The following is a 17,709-nucleotide window of genomic DNA, read 5'->3' on the forward strand; positions in this document are numbered from 1 at the left end:
GACATCGCGTCATGCGTCGCCCTTCCCTTCCGTGACGGTCGATTCGGTCGCGGTCGTGCCGGTGACCATGGGCAGGGCGGGATCTGCGGCCCACTCCTCCAGCGACCCGTCGTAGACCGCGATGTCGTCGCGTCCCGCCCGGACCAGCGCGAGCGCGACCAGGCACGCGGACACGCCACCACCGCAGTAGAGGATCACCGGACGTGCAGCGCCGGCGAGTGCCGCATCGGCCAGTTCGGCCACGTGCGACGCGGACCGCAGGGTGCCGTCGTCGAGCAGGCTCTTGGCCGAGAGGTTGAGGCTTCCCGGGATGTGCCCGCGACGCGCGTAGCGGGTGGTCGCGGTGCCTGTGAACTGCTCGTGGTCGAGGGCGCAGACCAAGGTGCCGGGCTCGTCTCCTCGGACGACGCCGATGACGTCCTCCCGATCGCGCCACAGTCCGCGGTCGGTCAGGTCGGTTCGGATGCCGGTGGCGTGGTTCTCTGCGGCGTCGCCGGTCTCGACGGGAAGCCCCAGCGCAGTCCAGCGTGCGAGACCACCGTCGAGCACGCGGGCGGGGATGCCGACGTTGCGCAGCATCCACCACAGGCGGGAAGCCCACGTCATGCCGCCGTCGTCGTAGACGACGATGTCGGCGCCGGGAGCGACTCCGAGTTCGGCCAGGGCTCGGGCGAGTCCGTCCGGAGCCGGACGGGAGAAGTGCAGGGTGGGATGGTCGGCGCTGAGATCTCCGAGCAGATCGGCGTGCACCGAACCCGGCAGGTGGGCGCCGCGCCAGGCCGCGTATCCGGATTCGGGGCGGTAGTCGCCGTCGAATCGCGGTTTGGGGAAGGACACCGTGGCGTCCAGGATCGTGTAGGTGCCGACGTCACGTGCCAGTGTTTCGGCGCTGATCAGCACCTGCTCGGATGGTGAAGCCTGGTCGGGCACGCGGTCGTCCTTTCGTGGAACTCGTTTGCGACGCTAAACGACCACGAGCGTATACGCAAGTATTCGTGTGTCATCAATGGCATAATCGGCGGACACACCGGGATCAGCACACGGGGGCACACATGACCGAGCAGGACACTGCGGCAGAGTTGGGGAGTTCGCTCCTCGTAGTGCCGCCGACAGGGCGCGACGACCAGACGTCCAAGCAGTACCTGCGTCTGCGCTCGGACATCCTCGCCGGCAAGTTCCCGCGGGGTGCGGCTCTGCACGAGACTCAGCTCAGCGAGACGTACGGCGCGTCGCGCACGCCGATCCGGGAAGCGCTGAACTGGCTCGCCCACGACGGTCTGCTGGAACGCGCGAATCGCGGTTTCCGGGTGCGTTCGGGCACGCCCGAGGACGTGATCGAGATCTACGCCGCGCGAGTGGCGCTCGAATCGGAGGCTGCGGGTGCCGCTGCCATCCGGCATACCGACCTGGATCTGGCCCGCCTGGAGCGACTCCACGACTCGTGTTGCCATGCGACGGGCGAAGTCGCGGTGCGGACGGGAAACTTCCGGTTCCACGAGGCGCTGTGGCAGGCGGCGCACAACTCCACGATCACGGCGCTGCTGGTGAGGTTGACCACCCAACTCCGGATCTACGACTCCGGCCCGCCGTCGAACTACGGCGAGCCCGACCTGCTCAACGACGAGCACGCCCAGATCCTCGACGCACTCCGGGCGCGCGACGAGACCGCGGCCCGCGAACACATGCGCGCGCATCTCGAGCGCAGCCGGGAGCAGCGCATCCGGATGTTCGCGGGGAGCTGAGCGCAGGCCGCGTCGAACTCGGTCACCGTCGAACTCAGTCGCTCTCGGGCGACGCGGTTGTACCGTCGTCTTCCGCCAGAATCCTGTACAGCGCCTTCTTGGCATCGGTGAGCACCTTGTGTGCCGCGGTGACGTCCGCGTCGGTCCCGGTCACCGCGACAGACCGCGCTGCGTGCTGCAACCCGTGCAGGGCTGCCCGCAGGTCCGGTGTCTCCGCTTCGCGGGTGTGGCCCTCGAACGGATCTGCCGGGACGTTCTCCGGGTCTTCGACGAGAGCGCGGCCCTCGTCGGTCAGCGACACGAGCTTGCGTCCGCCGTTCTTGTCGACGACGACGAGTCCTTCGTCCTCGAGTTGGGCGATGGTCGGGTAGATGGCGCCCGGGCTGGGCCGCCATGCCCCGCCGGTGCGTTCGGCGATGGCCTGCATGAGCTGGTAGCCGTGCATCGGTTCGTCGGTGAGCAGCATCAGGACGGCGGCGCGCACGTCGCCGCGCTGAGCACGGCCCCGGCGTCCGCCGCGGGGTGGGTGTCCGCCGCGATGCGGCCGGGGATGAGGCCCTCCTCCGGGGTGTTGCGGCGTGCCCCGCTGCGGTCCGTCCGGGCGGAACGGCCCATCGGGGAGGAAGTCGTGATCGTGTCCGGCGCGACGCGCGCCGTGGGGGAATCCGTGGATGCGCATGAGGTGCACTCCCTTCCTGTAGATACGATCAAGATAGGACGCGATATATCGTTACGTCAAGGGTCGGATATGAACTGACCCACGCAACGCTCCTCTCGCGTGGCCGGGACCAGGGGATGTGCCGGCGACGCGGAGACCGACCTGCTCATGTGTCGGCCCGCGCCGGTACTCTCGGCGCGTGGCCCTGTACCGGAAATATCGACCCGCGACCTTTGCCGAGGTGGTGGGGCAGGAGCACGTCACCGTTCCGCTCGGCACCGCCCTCGATACCGGCCGTATCAACCATGCCTACCTGTTCTCGGGTCCGCGTGGATGCGGCAAGACATCGTCCGCGCGCATCCTCGCCCGTTCGCTCAACTGCGAAGAGGGCCCGACGTCCACGCCGTGCGGGAAATGCCGGTCGTGCATCGCGCTCGGTCCGGGCGGGGGAGGCAACCTCGACGTCACCGAACTCGACGCCGCGAGTCACGGCGGCGTGGACGACACCCGCGAACTCCGCGACCGCGCGTTCTACGCTCCGGCCGAGTCGCGCTACCGCATCTTCATCATCGACGAGGCGCACATGGTCAGCACGCAGGGCTTCAACGCCCTGCTCAAGATCGTCGAAGAGCCGCCCGAGCATCTGATCTTCGTCTTCGCGACCACCGAGCCCGAAAAGGTGCTGCCGACCATCCGGTCGCGTACCCACCACTATCCGTTCCGGTTGCTCGCTCCCACCGCCATGCGCGGCTTGCTCGAAGAGATCTGCACGCGGGAGAACGTCCCGGTCGCCGACGCGGTCTATCCGCTGGTGATTCGTGCCGGAGGCGGTTCCCCACGCGATTCGCTGTCGGTGATGGATCAGTTGCTGGCCGGTGCCGGACCGGAGGGTGTGACCTACGAGCGGGCGCTGTCGCTTCTCGGCGTCACCGACGTCGCGCTCATCGACGAGGCGGTTGATGCCCTCGCGGCCGGAGATGGCGCGGCGCTGTTCGGCACCGTCGAGAAGATCATGGACGCCGGTCACGACCCGCGGCGATTCGCCGTCGACCTTCTCGAGCGGTTCCGCGACCTGATTCTCATGCGCACCGTCCCCGATGCTCCCGAGCGCGGCCTGATCGACGTTCCGGGTGACGTCCTCGAGCGGATGCGCGACGAGGCGTCGCGGATCGGGCCGGCCACGCTCACCCGCTACGCGGAGATCGTCCACGCCGGACTGGGGGAGATGCGAGGTGCCACCGCGCCGCGTCTGCTGCTCGAAGTGATGTGCGCACGCATGTTGCTCCCCGCGGCGTCCGATACGGATTCGGCTGTGCTGCAACGCCTCGAACGGCTCGAGCAAGGCATGGTCGCGGCGCGGCCCGTCGCGGCGCCCGCCCGCGGCACCGCTCCGGAACGAGATACGCCGGCAGATGCCGTCGTCCCGCCGCAACCTGCGGGAGCGCCAGGCGACGCCGCGACCCGATTCCGGCGGCCGTCCCAGCGCCAGGCGACGCCGCCTTCGCAGCCCGATACCACGGTCCCGGCAGCCCCGCCTGCTCCGTCCGAGCCTGATCCGGTGTCGCCCCCCGTGCCGGATCGACAGCCGGCGCAGGCGTCCCCGCCAGCTCCAGCGGAAGACGCGGTCCGGGCCGGAGACAGCCCGGCCACCACACCGGAACCCGACGCCGTTCCGGAGCCCCGGCGTACTCCCGAGCCGGAACCGGCTGCGGCACAGACGCTGCCGCAGGAGGTTTCCGAGGTCCCCGCAGCGGCAGGACCCGACGCCGCCGCAATCCGCGCGGTGTGGTCCGAGGTCCGGGCGAAGGTGCGGGACCGCAGCCGCACGGTCGAAGTCATGCTGTCCGGTGCGACGGTGCGCGAAGTCGACGGTAACCGCGTCGTCCTCGTCCACGACTCTGCGCCGCTGGTCAAGCGACTGGCCGAACCTCGCAACGCGACCGTGATCGCCGCCGCCCTCGGCGACGTCTTCGGGGGCACGTTCGAAGTCACGTGCCTGCACGGGTCTGCCCCGGCCGCCCCGGTCAAAACCACTCCCGCACAAGCACAGTCGAAGCAATCCGGACAGCCGCGTTTTTCCCGTCCGAGCCAAGCGAAGCAGACACCTGCCCCGTCCCCGGCGCCGTCCGGACCGTCGGGGCCTCCGCAGAATGCCTCCGCGACCCCGCCCGACGACGACATCCCGCCGCCGGAAGCGCCCGACCTGCCCGACGACCCCGGACTCGAGCCTGGCTACGTGCCGCTCCCGCCCCCGGACCCGTCTGTGGTGACCCCCGAGGACGTCGAGCAGATGTTCGCCGAGGCCGCCACCCCGGGCGATCCCTCGGCGCGGCGCGACCCCGAAGATGTCGCGATCGAACTGCTCGAGGACATGCTGGGAGCGAAGCGACTCGACGAGAAGTAGCGGCGGGTCAGATACCGTCCTTGGTCTCGAGTCCCACGGCCTGCTGCACTTCCTTGCGATCCTTGGTCAGCTTCGGCCGCTGATCGGCGAGTTGCTCCATCAGATCGCTGCGGGCGACTGCCCAGTGTCAGAGCGAACCCCGTTTCTTCGACCGTCTTCGCGGTGCGTGTTCTGACGGAAGGTCGCTCGGTTCGGTCACGGACCTCGATCGCTTCGGTCCTTACTGCTATGGGCCACACCTTCTACGGTGGTGTGAAGTTGGGCACGACGGCTCCGAGCGGGGCCGTCCGTGCTGTTACTCCGCAAGCACGGGAAGGAACCTGCGCACTGTGACCACCGAGGCATTCATCTATGAAGCCATCCGAACACCACGAGGCCGAGGCAAGAAGACGGGATCGTTGCACTCCGTCAAGCCGATCTCTCTGGTTACCGGCCTGATCGACGAACTGCGCGTCCGCTTCCCCGACCTGGACGAGAACCGCATCTCGGATCTCATCCTCGGTGTCGTGGGCCCGGTCGGCGATCAGGGTGCCGATATCGCTCGCACCGCCGTCACCGTCGCCAACATGCCGGCCACCACCGGTGGTGTCCAGATCAACCGTTTCTGCGCGTCCGGCCTCGAAGCCGTCAACATGGCTGCGCAGAAGGTCCGCTCCGGCTGGGACGAACTGGTCCTCGCCGGTGGTGTCGAGTCCATGTCGCGCGTGCCCATGGGTTCCGACGGCGGCGCGTGGATGCTCGACCCCGCCACGAACTACGACAGCTACCTCGTGCCCCAGGGCATCTCGGCCGACCTGATCGCGACCATCGAGGGCTTCTCCCGCGAGGACGTCGACGCCTACGCACTGCGTTCGCAGCAGCTCGCAGCCGCAGCGTGGTCCGGTGGCTACTTCTCGAAGTCGGTCGTGCCCGTCAAGGACCAGAACGGTCTGACGATCCTCGAGCAGGACGAGCACATGCGTCCCGACACGACCCTCGAGGGTCTGGCGAAGCTGCAGCCGTCGTTCGCGTCGGTCGGCGAGATGGGCGGCTTCGACGCTGTCGCGCTGCAGAAGTACCACTTCGTGGAGAAGATCAACCACGTCCACCACGGCGGTAACAGCTCGGGCATCGTCGACGGCGCGGCTCTCGTGCTCGTCGGCTCCGAGCAGGCCGGCCAGGATCTCGGTCTCACCCCGCGTGCCCGCGTAGTGGCGACGGCCACCTCGGGTGCCGATTCGACCATCATGCTCACCGGTCCGACTCCGGCCGCCGAGAAGGTGCTCGCCGCCGCCGGTCTCACCGCCGACGACATCGACCTCTTCGAGATCAACGAGGCGTTCGCGTCCGTCGTCCTGAAGTTCCAGAAGGATCTGAAGATCCCGGACGAGAAGCTCAACGTCAACGGCGGCGCCATCGCGATGGGTCACCCGCTCGGCGCTACCGGCGCCATGATCACCGGCACCATGATCGACGAGCTCGAGCGCCGCGGAGCCAAGCGCGCCCTCGTCACCTTGTGCATCGGTGGCGGTATGGGCGTGGCCACCATCATCGAGCGCGTCTGATACCCGGAAGGATTCGAAATACAGTGACCGACAACATGATTTCTTGGGATCAGGACGCCGACGGCATCGTTGTGCTCACCCTGGACGACCCCAACCAGGGCGCGAACACCATGAACGCGCTCTACAAGTCCTCCATGAAAGCCACCGTCGACCGCCTGGTCGAGGAGAAGGACTCGATCAGCGGTGTGGTGATCACGTCGGCGAAGAAGACCTTCTTCGCCGGAGGCGACCTCCGCAACATCATCGCGATCGGCCCGGACGACGCGCAGGCCGCGTTCGACGAGGTACAGGACATCAAGGCAGACCTCCGTCGCCTCGAAACCCTCGGCAAGCCCGTCGTCGCCGCCATCAACGGTGCGGCCCTGGGCGGTGGCCTCGAGATCGCTCTCGCGACCCATCACCGGATCGCTGCGGACGTCAAGGGCGTTCAGATCGGGCTGCCCGAGGCCAGCCTCGGCCTGCTGCCCGGTGGCGGCGGTATCACCCGCACCGTGCGTCTGCTCGGCATCCAGACCGCGCTCCTCTCGGTCCTGCTGCAGGGCAACAAGTACAACGCCGTGAAGGCCAAGGAGATCGGCCTGGTTCACGAGGTCGTCGGCAGCGTCGACGAACTCGTTCCCGCTGCGAAGGCGTGGATCAAGGCCAATCCCGAGGGTGGCGTGCAACCGTGGGACGTCAAGGGATACAAGATCCCTGGCGGCACCCCGTCGACCCCCTCGCTTGCCGCGAACCTCCCCGCGTTCCCGGCGAATTTGCGCAAGCAGATCAAGGGCGCGCCGATGCCGGCTCCGCGCGCGATCATGTCCGCCGCAGTCGAGGGCTCGCAGGTCGACTTCGACAACGCGTCGACCATCGAGTCCCGCTACTTCACGGAACTGGCCACCGGCCAGGTCGCGAAGAACATGATCCAGGCGTTCTTCTTCGACATGCAGGCCATCAACTCCGGCGCGTCGCGTCCGAAGGACGTGCCCAAGCGTGAGATCAAGAAGATCGGCGTGCTCGGCGCCGGCATGATGGGCGCGGGCATCGCGTACGTCTCCGCGCGTGCCGGCTACGAGGTCGTCCTCAAGGACATCAGCATCGAGGCCGCCGAGCGCGGCAAGAACTACTCGGAGAAGATCGAGGCCAAGGCACTCTCGCGTGGGAAGACCACCGAAGAGAAGTCCAAGGAACTGCTCGGCCGCATCCACCCGACCGCCGACGCGGCCGATTTCAAGGGCGTCGACTTCGTCATCGAGGCCGTCTTCGAGAGCACCGAGCTCAAGCACAAGGTGTTCCAGGAGATCGAGGACATCGTCGAACCCGACGCGCTGCTCGGCTCCAACACCTCGACGCTGCCGATCACCGGTCTCGCCACGGGTGTGAAGCGTCCCGAGGACTTCATCGGGATCCACTTCTTCTCGCCGGTCGACAAGATGCCGCTGGTGGAGATCATCAAGGGTGAGAAGACCTCGGACGAGGCGCTGGCCCGCGTGTTCGACTACACGCTCGCGATCCGCAAGACCCCGATCGTCGTCAACGACAGCCGTGGATTCTTCACCTCGCGCGTCATCGGCACGTTCGTCAACGAGGCCATCGCGATGCTCGGCGAGGGCATCGAGCCCGCGACCATCGAGCAGGCCGGTTCGCAGGCGGGCTACCCGGCTCCGCCGCTGCAGCTGACCGACGAGCTGAACATGAAGCTCATGCAGAAGATCGCCAAGGAGACCGCGGAGGCCGCCAAGCAGGGCGACACCAAGATGGGCGCCACCCGTCACCCCGCGCTCGACGTCATCGACTGGATGGTCGAGCAGGGTCGTCCGGGCCGTCTCGAGAAGGCCGGCTTCTACGAGTACGACGAGAACGGCAAGCGTCAGGGCATCTGGCAGGGCGTGCGCGATCACTTCAAGACCGTCGCGACCCTCGACGTTCCGCTGCAGGACCTGATCGACCGGATGCTCTTCGCCGAGGCCATCGAGACGCAGAAGTGCTTCGACGAGGGTGTTCTCGAGACCACCGCCGACGCCAACATCGGTTCGATCCTCGGTATCGGCTTCCCGGCGTGGACCGGTGGTGTCTCGCAGTTCGTCACGGGATACCCGGGCGGCAAGGCAGGCTTCGTGAAGCGGGCCGAGGAGCTCGCCGCGAAGTACGGTGAGCGTTTCACCCCGCCGGCGTCGCTCCGCGACTGACCTGCGCATGCACGTCCGATAGACAGACAGGAAGGGCCCTGAATCGCTTCGGGGCCCTTCCTCGTTTCCGGCTACGGTGTCATCGGCGTGAGGCCGGCGGCGCCGGGCCTATGCGACCCACCATGGGCGCAGGGGCACCTGCGGACGCTGGTCCGCGCCGAGCTTGACGCCGAGCACGTGGTGCAACTGGACGATGTTGCGTTCGAATCCGAGCCGGGACCCGGCCATGTACAGGCCCCACAACCGCGCGGTGCCCTCGCCCACCTCGGCGACGCACGCATCCCAGTTCTTTTCGAGGTTTTCGCACCAACCGGCGAGGGTGTACGCGTAGTGCTGCCGGAGGTTCTCCTCGTGCACCACTTCGAATCCGACGTTCTGCGCTTCGGTGATGATGCGGCCGGAGCCGGTGAGCTCCCCGTCGGGGAACACGTACCGGTCGATGAATCCGCCCGCCTTCACCCGCCCACGGTTGTGCGGGCGCGTGATGCAGTGGTTGAGGAGCAGCCCGCCCACCCGCAGCTTGTCGTGCAGGAACTGGAAGTACGCCGGGTAGTTCCCGACGCCGATGTGCTCGGTGAGGCCGATCGACGAAATCGCGTCGAATCCGGTTTTGGTCACGTCGCGGTAGTCGGAGTGCCGAACCTCGGCCAGATCGCCGAGCCCTTCGTCCGCGATCGCCTGCTGTGCCCACTCCGCCTGCTCGCGCGACAGGGTCACCCCGAGTGCCTTCACCCCGCGGCGCGCGGCGAAGCGCACCATTCCGCCCCAGCCGCAACCGATGTCGAGGAGACGGTCACCGGGTTGCAGGCGGAGCTTTTCGAAGATGAGGCGGTACTTGTTCTCCTGGGCATCGTCGAGTTTCTGGCTCTCGGAATCGAAGAGAGCGCAGGTGTACGTCATCGTCGGGCCGAGTACGTACTCGTAGAACGTGTTGGACACGTCGTAGTGGTGATGGATGACCTCGGCATCGCGATTCTTGGAATGCCGGAGACCTGCCGCGATGCGGCGCCATCGGGGCAGATGTTCTTGCGGCGGCGGTGCGATCGGCCTGAGCAGTTCCGGGCCGAGCGACCGGGCGATCTGCGCGAGGACGCGGGCTGGAGGCCGCTCGAAGTGCATGTCTCCGAGGGCGGCAAGCACGGCGTAGGGGTTACCGGGATGAGCGCCGCGAATCTCGAGTTCACCGGAGATGTATGCGCGCGCCATCCCGAGGTCGCCGGGTGCGGTCGCGATGTAGGTCGCGCCCTTGGGTGACGCGAGATGAAGGGCGTAGGGGGAGTTTTCCGGACCCGCGGCCGAATTGTCGTACGCCGTGAAACGCAGCGGCATGTCGCCGCCCGTGACGGTTTCGACGATCTTCGCGAGGGGGATCTTGTCATCGGCCGGGCGCACGCCGACTGAAGGCTCGGACTTGAACGTGGTCATCTTCTTTGCACCGCCTTCGAGAAAAGGTCCAGTAAGCGGGACCGTGGGTCGTACTTCTTCTTGAGTGCGGTGTAATCCCCACCGCTGTAATACAGTTTCTCGAACTCGTCGCGTGTGTAGTACGAGTCGGAGTACAGGGATTTGTGACCGTCGAGTTCCGCCACCTTGTTTTCGATGAGCCGGTTCGCGGCACCGTCGACTCCGCCGGGATCGGCGGGAACCGAGGACCAGAAGCCGACGTTGACATACGTGCGTTTGGGTTCGAGGGGATACAGCGGCCACGGACGTTGCGCATCGAACGATGCACCGCCCTGCCCGTGACGATCGCGCAATCGCAACGGGCACAGCCATATCGGCTCGATGGGGATTTCCTCGAGGAACCACCGCACGAACTCCTCGGTGCGTTCGATCGGTACCTCGATGTCCTGCACGACACGCTCACGAGGGGGATTGCCCTTGCGTGCCTCGATTCGATCGGCGACCGCGTATTTGTGGTCCAGCGCGATGAGCTTCCAGTAGAAACTGCTGCGCAGCAGTCGCTTCGGCCAGAACCGGCGGATTCGGGGGTCTTGTGCCCCGAACGCCCTCGAACACCAGAACCAGTCGGTGTCCCAGCGCCACAGGTAGTCGCGGATCGTGAGCCGATCGGTTTTGGGATGGTTGACCGACGCGTGCTGGATGGACCGGTAGTAGATGTCGCGTCCGGTGTAGTCGGATACCGGACCCGGCTCGTCCGTCCCGGCGCCGAGCGTGAGGTAGCTTTGGTCGGCCGAGAAGACGACGCCGTCGATGTAGTCCACGGCGACACCGGCATACACGCGGTCGGCGGTGATCCGGTCGAGCGCGGCCTGCATCTCGGCGAGTGAATCGAACCGCAGATGGCGCAGGGCCACGAACCGTTTCACCGGTTCGAGTTCGATCCTCAGGCGGGTCGCGTATCCGAGGGACCCGTACGAATTGGGGAATCCGCGGAACAGGTCCGAGTGTTCGCCGTCGGGCCGCGCCGTGACGATCTCACCTGCGCCGGTGAGGATGTCCATCTCGAGCACCGATTCGTGGGGCAGACCGTTCCGGAACGAGGTCGACTCGATTCCGAGACCGGTGACGGCGCCGCCCAGGGTGATGGTCTTCAGCTGCGGAACCACGAGGGGAGCGAGCCCGTAGGGCAATGTCGCGTCGACGAGGTCTTCGTAGGTGCACATCCCGGCGACGTCCGCGGTGCGGGTACGCGGGTCGACCGACACGACACCGCCGAGGCCGGAGACGTCGAGCCCGGGCGCATCCACTTTCGCGCGGGCACGGAAGAGATTCGACGTCTTTTTCGCGAGCCGTACCGGCGCACGCTCGGGAATGTTGCGGTACGAGCGCAACAGTCGTTCCACACCTTCGCGGTGAACCTGCAGTCCGTACGGACTCGTGGCGCGTGACGATCCCAGCATGAGCATCGACTCCCCTGCGGCGCTGCTTGATGGCACACCCACAATAAACCCGTGGCTCGTGCCCGTCCCGGTACTGATGAGAAGGCAGGATGGACGGAGAACTCGTCCACAAGCAGTATCCGACCAACTACGGAGGAAATCGACATGGCGCAGGTCAGTGCGAGCAGTTCGATACAACTGGAGGCAGCGCCCGACAAGGTGCTTGCTGCCCTCGCCGATTACGAGACGGTGCGCCCCCGCATCCTGTCGGATCATTACCGCGACTACCGGGTGATCTCGGGTGGCCGGGGTGAGGGCACCGTCGTGCATTGGATTCTCCAGGCCACCGAGAAGCGGCAGCGCGATGTGCAGGCCACCGTCTCTGTTTCCGGCAGCACCATCACGGAGACGGACACGAACTCGTCGCTCGTGACCACCTGGAGCGTCGTGCCCCACGGCACGGGTTCGACGGTGGTCGTCCTCACCGGCTGGAACGGAGCGGGTGGTATCGGTGGATTCTTCGAGAAGACCTTCGCGCCGATCGGTCTGCGCAAGATCCAGCAGCAGGTCCTTCAGAACCTGAAGAACGAAGTGGACTGAACTCTCCGTCGTATCACCGCAGACGGTGGACGACTACCCTGGACAGACAAACGTGCAGAAAGGACGTGTCCGTGCAACCCGGTGGAATGCCCGACATGCAGCAACTCCTCGCTCAGGCCCAGCAGATGCAGCAGCAACTGATGGCCGCTCAGAACGAAATGTCACAGGAGGAGGTCACCGGTCAGGCCGGTGGAGGCCTGGTGACCGCGACGGTGAAGGGCACGGGTGAGGTCGTCGCCGTGCACATCGATCCGAAGGTCGTCGATCCCGACGATGTCGAAACCCTGCAGGACCTGGTGGTCGGTGCGATCGCCGACGCATCCGCGAAGGCGCAGGAGAGTGCCGCCGAGAAGCTCGGCCCGCTCGCCGGCGGTCTCGGCGGCGGCATTCCCGGCTTGCCCGGTCTCTAGAGGTTCGCGTTGTACGAAGGACCGGTACAGGACCTCATCGACGAACTGGGCAAGCTTCCCGGCGTCGGGCCGAAGAGTGCGCAGCGCATCGCGTTCCATCTGTTGTCGGTGGAACCTCCCGAGATCGACCGACTCCAGGCGGCGTTGCAGAAGGTGCGCGACGGGGTTCAGTTCTGTGAGGTGTGCGGCACCGTGTCGGATCGGGAGCGGTGCAGGATCTGTTCGGACCTCCGGCGCGACCGCACACAGATCTGTGTGGTCGAGGAACCCAAGGACGTGCAGGCGATCGAGCGCACCCGCGAGTTCCGCGGCCGCTACCACGTGCTCGGTGGTGCGCTCGATCCGCTCAACGGCATCGGGCCCGATCAGTTGCACATCCGGGAACTGCTCACCCGGATCGGCAACCAGGAGCACGGCGTCGACGTCTCCGAGGTGATCATCGCGACCGATCCCAACACGGAGGGCGAGGCCACCGCGACGTATCTGGTCCGGATGTTGCGCGACTTCCCCGGGCTGACCGTGACGCGCCTCGCGTCCGGCCTGCCGATGGGCGGTGACCTCGAGTTCGCGGACGAGCTCACCCTCGGACGTGCGCTGTCGGGCCGGCGAGCGATGTGACCGGCGGAGCCGCGGACGACATCGCTCCGGACGAACCCGAGAAGCGCCGACGGAGTTCGGACGAGACGCGCAAGCTGATCCTCGATGCGGCGGGCAAGGCGTTCGCGACCCGGCCGTACCGCGACATCACCCTCAAGGACATCGCGGTGGACGCGGGGGTGAGTGCTCCGCTGATCATCAAGTACTTCGGCTCGAAGGAGCAGTTGTACGAAGCGCTGGTGGACTTCCAAGCCGGCGCGCAGGTGCTGTTCGACGGCCCGCTGGAGACGCTGGGGGAGCGGATGGTTGCGATGTTCGCCCGTCCGCTCGAACCGTACAAGCCGTTGTCCATGAACATTCTGTTCATGAGCGGGGCGAGCGACGAGAGCAATCGGCTGCTGCGTGAGAACTATTCGACGCAGATGATCGATGCCCTTGCCGCGAGGCTGCCGGGCGTCGATGCGAGGTTGCGCGCCGAACTCGCGATGTCGGCGGTGATGGGTCTCGCGATCATGCGTCGTCGCATGATGCGGGAGCACGCCACGGGGACGCTGGACGAGGTCGTGGCCCTCTACGCACCGGTGGTGCAGGCGCTTCTCGACGGCATTCGGGAGTGAATCGTCTCACTCGTGTTGTGAGGTAAATGGGTGTTCACCTAATCTGGTGAACACCCATTCACCTATGCCGAGGAGGGTCCTTGACAGTTTCGGTCCCTCTGCGGCTGTCCGTGCCCCGCCGGTTCCGTCCCGCGGAACGAACCCGCATCGACGCTTCCGCTGCCCGTCGTCCGGACCTTCGCCGGTTCGTCTTCGCGGTGCTCGCCGTCGGAGCCGTCTTCCAGGCGATCATGCAGACGGTCATGGTGCCGCTACTGCCCAGCATGCCGGGCTTCACCGGTGCCGGACCGACCGCGGTGTCGTGGTTGGTGACGGCGACGCTGCTGGTCGGCGCGGTGATGACACCGATCTTCGGCCGCCTCGCCGACATGATCGGCAAGAAGAAGATGCTCCTGATCGCATTCACGGTGATGACCATCGGATCGCTGATCTGCGCCATGACCTCGAACATCGGGCTGCTCATCTTTGCGCGCGGCCTGCAGGGAGCGGGCGCCGCAGTGCTTCCGATCGGCATGGCGATCCTGCGCGAGGTGCTGCCGCGCGATCGCGTGGACCGCTCGGTTGCGATGCTCAGCTCGACCCTCGGCATCGGCACCGCGATCGGAATCCCCTTCGCCGCAGCCATCGTGCAATTCGCCGACTGGCACCTGCTGTTCTGGGTCACCGCGGCCATCGGTGCGGGCGTGACGCTTGCGGCGTGGTTCGTCGTGCCGGAATCGGACAGCCGCGCGGGCGGGCGCTTCGACGTGGTGGGTGCGGCCGGACTGTCGGCAGCACTGATCTGTTTGCTGGTGCCCATCACCCAGGGCAGTTCGTGGGGCTGGACGAGCCCGGCAGTGCTGTCCATGGCCGCATCCGCCGTGGTCGTCTTCGGCATCTGGGGCTTCCAGCAACTGCGCAACCGCAATCCGCTCGTCGACCTTCGCGTCGCCGCTCGGCGTTCCGTGCTCACCCCGCACCTGTCGGCGTTGCTCGTCGGGTTCGCGTTCTACGGAAATACACTCATCACCACCCAGTTGCTGCAGGCACCGCGGGGCGAGGGCGCGGGATACGGTCTGACGATCCTTCAGGCGGCGGCGTGCCAGCTCGCCGCGAGCGTCGCCATGATGATCTTTGCGATCGTGGCGTCGCGGATCACCGAGCGATTCGGTCCGAAGGTGACGATCATGATCGGTGCGCTGTTCCTGCTCGCCGGCTACGGCATCCACGCGGTGCCGGACAAACCGCTCTGGCTGGTCGTGGCCGCGATCTTCGTCGCGGCAGTCGGCACGTCGCTCGTATACTGCACGTTGCCGGTGCTGATTCTCGGAGCGGTCCCCCTGGAGCAGAACGCAGCAGCCAACGGCGTCAACGTTCTGCTGCGCACGGTGGGCAGCACGGTGTGCAGCGCAGTGGTCGCATCGGTGCTCGCCGCTCACGCCTTCGCGGGCGGTGTGAGCACCGCCGGGTTCGTCATCGCCTATCTGGTGTGTGCCGCATGCGCGATCGTGGTCTTCGCGTCGGCGTTCGCGCTGCCGTCACGACAGACGCGTCGGCCCCGCTCGACGACAGTCTGACGGCGGCGGGGGTCTGACGGCGACGGGCGGGGCCTGGGCGCTGCGACGTCAGTGCTGCTCTACGCCGAGGTCGCGCGGGCGGTATCCGAGCGGGTAACCCGGGTAGGTCCGGTTGCTCGGATTGCTTGCGGAGAGCGACGCCCGTCGTTTCGGGAAGCGGCGGACCAGTGCGGACCGTGCGCGCAGCGCACCCTCGGACACCGCCCGCATCCGAGCCGAGCCCTTCGGGAACCCGAACGCCGCGGCCATCCGGTCGTCGATCAGGGAGTACACGATCTTCTCGACTCCGCCGCGCAGCGGCTTCGGATACCAGGACTGGAACAGCCGCAGCGTGTAGGTCCCGATGGCGTGGTTGTCGTCGCTGTAGACGAACCTCGTCCGCTCGTACTCCTGCTTGAACCGGTAGTACTCCTGGAACGTCTCCGGAATGTCCTTGATACCCATGCGGATACCGACCTGCCGGTAGAAGTGGAACGACGCGAGACGTTCGTTCGGGTGGAGGCGACGCCACCCGTACCTGTCGATCCAGTCGAGCGGGTCGAACGCGAAGGTCGACAGCACGTACAGCATGTCGTCGTTGTCGATCGAGTACTTGCCGTGCATCCGGTTGATGTTCCGCAGCGATTCGCGGCCGCGTTCGGCGTCGTATCCGTGCTCGACGAGTTCGGCCATCAGCAGCGCTGTGTCGTCGTAACGCTTCTGCGGGCGCTTCTCGAATTCACCGGTGCGGGCGAGGAGCGCGGAAATGGTGGGAACGCAGTAGGTACGGAACAACGCGAACTCGAGGGAACGCTGGTAGTCCCAAGGAAATTCGTACCCGGCCGTGATCCGGTGGATGTCCTGGTGCTGCGTCACCGGGTCGAGTTCTTCGATGACCTTGACCCACCCCATGCGACCCCGCCGCGGGCGAGGCTCCCGGTCCGGGGGCGTGAACGTTCCTGCCTTCTCGATACGAGCCGCGGGACTCGCCACCACGGCCGCCTTGCGGCTGCGGGTGCGCGGGGGAGTGGTCGTCATCCGGTCACCTTCCGTGCATGTACTTGAGCATGAGTTCGGAAATCCTCAGGTCACGCGCCGGCCGCTCGAGGCTCATCAGTTTCAGTGGGGAACTGAACCTCTCGACCGTGACCGACTTGGGGCGGCTGAACTCGCGAAGACCGTCGGCGCCGTGGATGCGTCCGAAGCCCGACTCGCCGACGCCACCGAACGGCAGCGACGCGATGGCGGCGAAACCGAGCACCGAGTTGATCGACACCATGCCGTTGCGCAGGCGCTCGGCGAGCTCGCGTCCCTTGGACTTGTTGCCGATGAAGATCGACGCCCCGAGACCGTATTCGGTGCCGTTGGCGCGATCGACCGCCTCGTCCAGGTCGCGAACCTGGTTGACCACCACCGTGGGACCGAAGGTTTCTTCGCACACGGCCGTGGACGTCTCGGGGACGTCGGTGAGGATGACTGGTCCGATGACGAGACCCTGGATCGAGTCGAGGCCGCCGAGTACCGCTTTGCCCCCGCTCGCGAGCGCATCTTCGATATGGCCGCGCACGACGTCCACCTGGCGCGGCAGAGTCATCGGGCCGTAGGTCGAATCGGTGTCCCCGCCCGGATGTGCGCGGGAGACGGTCGCGGTGAGCTTGTCGAGGAACTCGCGGTAGACAGGCTCGACGACGTAGATCCGTTCGACGCCCGCGCATGTCTGGCCGGCGTTGCCGAACGCACCGAAGGCGGCGAATTCCACCGCCTTGTCGATGTCGGCGTCGGCCGCGACGATCATTGCGTCCTTACCGCCGCACTCGGCGACGAGCGGGGTCAGCGTATCGGCACACGCGGCCATGACTTTGCGTGCGGTGGGACCGGATCCGGTGAACGCGACCTTGTCGACACCCGATCGGACCAACGCCGAACCCGTTTCCCCGAGACCCGTGATCACCTGGAACACAGGCTGGGACGGGGAAATCGAGTTCCACTTGTCCTCGAGCCACTTTCCGACGCCCGGCGTGAGTTCGCTCGGCTTGAAGACGACTGCGTTTCCTGCCGCCAGCGAGTAGGCAATGGAACCCATGGGCGTGTAGACCGGGTAGTTCCACGGCCCGATCGCACCGACGACGCCGAGCGGCTTGTACTCGAGGGTGGCCGCCTGGTTGAAGCTTGCGATGCCCGACGGGACCCTGCGCGGGCGGAGCACCTTCTTCGCGTTGCGCGCGGCCCAGTCGAGGTGTTCGACCGCGAGCAGGACTTCGAGGAACGCGTCCCCGTACGGCTTTCCGGTCTCCCTCGACACGACGGTGGCGAGCGAGGTGGCGTCGGACGCGATGGCTTTCTTGAACTCGAGCAGCCACTCCCGGCGTCCGCGGAATCCCTGCGCCTCCCACCAGCGTGAGGCGATCCGTGCGCGGTCGACGGCGGCGGCAACCTCGGCAGCATCGGCGATCGGGTACTCGGCGATCACCTCGCCGGTGCGGGGGTCGAGGCTGGCGAACGTGTCGGAGTTTTCCGAGGCGGCAACCGCCTTCGCGGTACCCGCTTCCGAGGTCTCCGAGGGACTGAGATTCTGGGTCATGACCGAC

At 66.7% G+C, this 17,709-nt stretch carries 16 protein-coding genes; 9 read left to right on the forward strand and 7 right to left on the reverse strand.

The genetic code is table 11. The features are described from left to right. Nucleotides 1-9 precede the first annotated feature (9 nt). Nucleotides 10-930, reverse strand: coding sequence for a sulfurtransferase (locus ACLQ3J_RS20385; RefSeq protein ID WP_425904256.1), 921 nt, complete (start codon nucleotides 928-930; stop codon nucleotides 10-12). A gap of 122 nt (nucleotides 931-1,052) precedes the next feature. On the opposite strand from ACLQ3J_RS20385, the gene ACLQ3J_RS20390 reads away from it, so the two are divergent. Then, a complete protein-coding gene (locus tag ACLQ3J_RS20390; protein WP_169622566.1) occupies nucleotides 1,053-1,742 on the forward strand; it encodes a GntR family transcriptional regulator in 690 nt (229 codons plus the stop codon). 34 nt (nucleotides 1,743-1,776) lie between these two features. On the opposite strand, the gene ACLQ3J_RS20395 is transcribed toward ACLQ3J_RS20390, so the two are convergent. After that, a complete protein-coding gene (locus ACLQ3J_RS20395) occupies nucleotides 1,777-2,226 on the reverse strand; it encodes a PadR family transcriptional regulator (protein ID WP_425904257.1) in 450 nt (149 codons plus the stop codon). Further along, nucleotides 2,208-2,357, reverse strand: a complete 150-nt coding sequence (locus ACLQ3J_RS20400; RefSeq protein WP_425904258.1) for a hypothetical protein — start codon at nucleotides 2,355-2,357, stop codon at nucleotides 2,208-2,210. The genes ACLQ3J_RS20395 and ACLQ3J_RS20400 overlap by 19 nt, the downstream gene beginning before the upstream one ends. Before the next feature lie 242 nt (nucleotides 2,358-2,599). Between ACLQ3J_RS20400 and ACLQ3J_RS20405 the strand changes: the two genes are divergently transcribed. From ACLQ3J_RS20405 to ACLQ3J_RS20415, 3 genes are all read left to right on the forward strand, one after another. Further along, a complete protein-coding gene (locus ACLQ3J_RS20405; RefSeq protein WP_425904259.1) occupies nucleotides 2,600-4,804 on the forward strand; it encodes a DNA polymerase III subunit gamma and tau in 2,205 nt (734 codons plus the stop codon). A gap of 329 nt (nucleotides 4,805-5,133) precedes the next feature. Next, complete coding sequence (locus tag ACLQ3J_RS20410) at nucleotides 5,134-6,348, forward strand: acetyl-CoA C-acetyltransferase (protein ID WP_169622581.1); 1,215 nt, start codon at nucleotides 5,134-5,136, stop codon at nucleotides 6,346-6,348. A gap of 35 nt (nucleotides 6,349-6,383) precedes the next feature. Then, entirely contained in the window at nucleotides 6,384-8,519 is a 2,136-nt protein-coding gene (locus ACLQ3J_RS20415; RefSeq protein WP_425904260.1) for a 3-hydroxyacyl-CoA dehydrogenase NAD-binding domain-containing protein, read from the forward strand. Between the two features lie 108 nt (nucleotides 8,520-8,627). On the opposite strand, the gene ACLQ3J_RS20420 is transcribed toward ACLQ3J_RS20415, so the two are convergent. Then, nucleotides 8,628-9,944 (reverse strand): class I SAM-dependent methyltransferase, encoded by a 1,317-nt coding sequence (locus ACLQ3J_RS20420; RefSeq protein ID WP_425904261.1) that lies wholly within the window; start codon nucleotides 9,942-9,944, stop codon nucleotides 8,628-8,630. Further along, nucleotides 9,941-11,383, reverse strand: a complete 1,443-nt coding sequence (locus tag ACLQ3J_RS20425; protein ID WP_425904293.1) for an FAD-binding oxidoreductase — start codon at nucleotides 11,381-11,383, stop codon at nucleotides 9,941-9,943. Before ACLQ3J_RS20425 ends, ACLQ3J_RS20420 begins: the two co-directional genes overlap by 4 nt. 144 nt (nucleotides 11,384-11,527) lie before the next feature. Between ACLQ3J_RS20425 and ACLQ3J_RS20430 the strand changes: the two genes are divergently transcribed. From ACLQ3J_RS20430 to ACLQ3J_RS20450, 5 genes are all read left to right on the forward strand, one after another. Beyond that, nucleotides 11,528-11,962, forward strand: coding sequence for an SRPBCC family protein (locus tag ACLQ3J_RS20430; protein ID WP_378528554.1), 435 nt, complete (start codon nucleotides 11,528-11,530; stop codon nucleotides 11,960-11,962). Between the two features lie 86 nt (nucleotides 11,963-12,048). After that, the gene (locus ACLQ3J_RS20435; protein WP_378528584.1) at nucleotides 12,049-12,372 is read left to right on the forward strand and encodes a YbaB/EbfC family nucleoid-associated protein; all 324 of its coding nucleotides are present in this window, start codon (nucleotides 12,049-12,051) and stop codon (nucleotides 12,370-12,372) included. Nucleotides 12,373-12,381: 9 nt separating this feature from the next. Further along, nucleotides 12,382-12,990 carry a recombination mediator RecR gene (recR, locus tag ACLQ3J_RS20440; RefSeq protein ID WP_425904262.1) on the forward strand — a complete coding sequence of 203 codons (609 nt, stop codon included), beginning with the start codon at nucleotides 12,382-12,384 and terminating at the stop codon, nucleotides 12,988-12,990. 20 nt (nucleotides 12,991-13,010) lie between these two features. Then, complete coding sequence (locus ACLQ3J_RS20445; RefSeq protein ID WP_422423154.1) at nucleotides 13,011-13,586, forward strand: TetR family transcriptional regulator; 576 nt, start codon at nucleotides 13,011-13,013, stop codon at nucleotides 13,584-13,586. A 146-nt stretch (nucleotides 13,587-13,732) separates the two neighbouring features. Then, nucleotides 13,733-15,142, forward strand: coding sequence for an MFS transporter (locus ACLQ3J_RS20450; RefSeq protein ID WP_378528582.1), 1,410 nt, complete (start codon nucleotides 13,733-13,735; stop codon nucleotides 15,140-15,142). 48 nt (nucleotides 15,143-15,190) lie between these two features. Here the strand turns inward: ACLQ3J_RS20450 and ACLQ3J_RS20455 are convergent, their stop codons facing one another. Together ACLQ3J_RS20455 and ACLQ3J_RS20460 are read right to left on the reverse strand one after the other, a co-directional pair. Then, nucleotides 15,191-16,159: an oxygenase MpaB family protein gene (locus ACLQ3J_RS20455; RefSeq protein ID WP_425904263.1), complete on the reverse strand. Its 969-nt coding sequence runs from the start codon at nucleotides 16,157-16,159 to the stop codon at nucleotides 15,191-15,193. Nucleotides 16,160-16,163: 4 nt separating this feature from the next. Further along, nucleotides 16,164-17,702 carry an aldehyde dehydrogenase family protein gene (locus tag ACLQ3J_RS20460; protein ID WP_425904264.1) on the reverse strand — a complete coding sequence of 513 codons (1,539 nt, stop codon included), beginning with the start codon at nucleotides 17,700-17,702 and terminating at the stop codon, nucleotides 16,164-16,166. Between the last annotated feature and the right edge of the window lie 7 nt (nucleotides 17,703-17,709).

Source organism: Rhodococcus sp. DT1 (assembly GCF_049844875.1).
Classification (GTDB): domain Bacteria; phylum Actinomycetota; class Actinomycetes; order Mycobacteriales; family Mycobacteriaceae; genus Rhodococcus.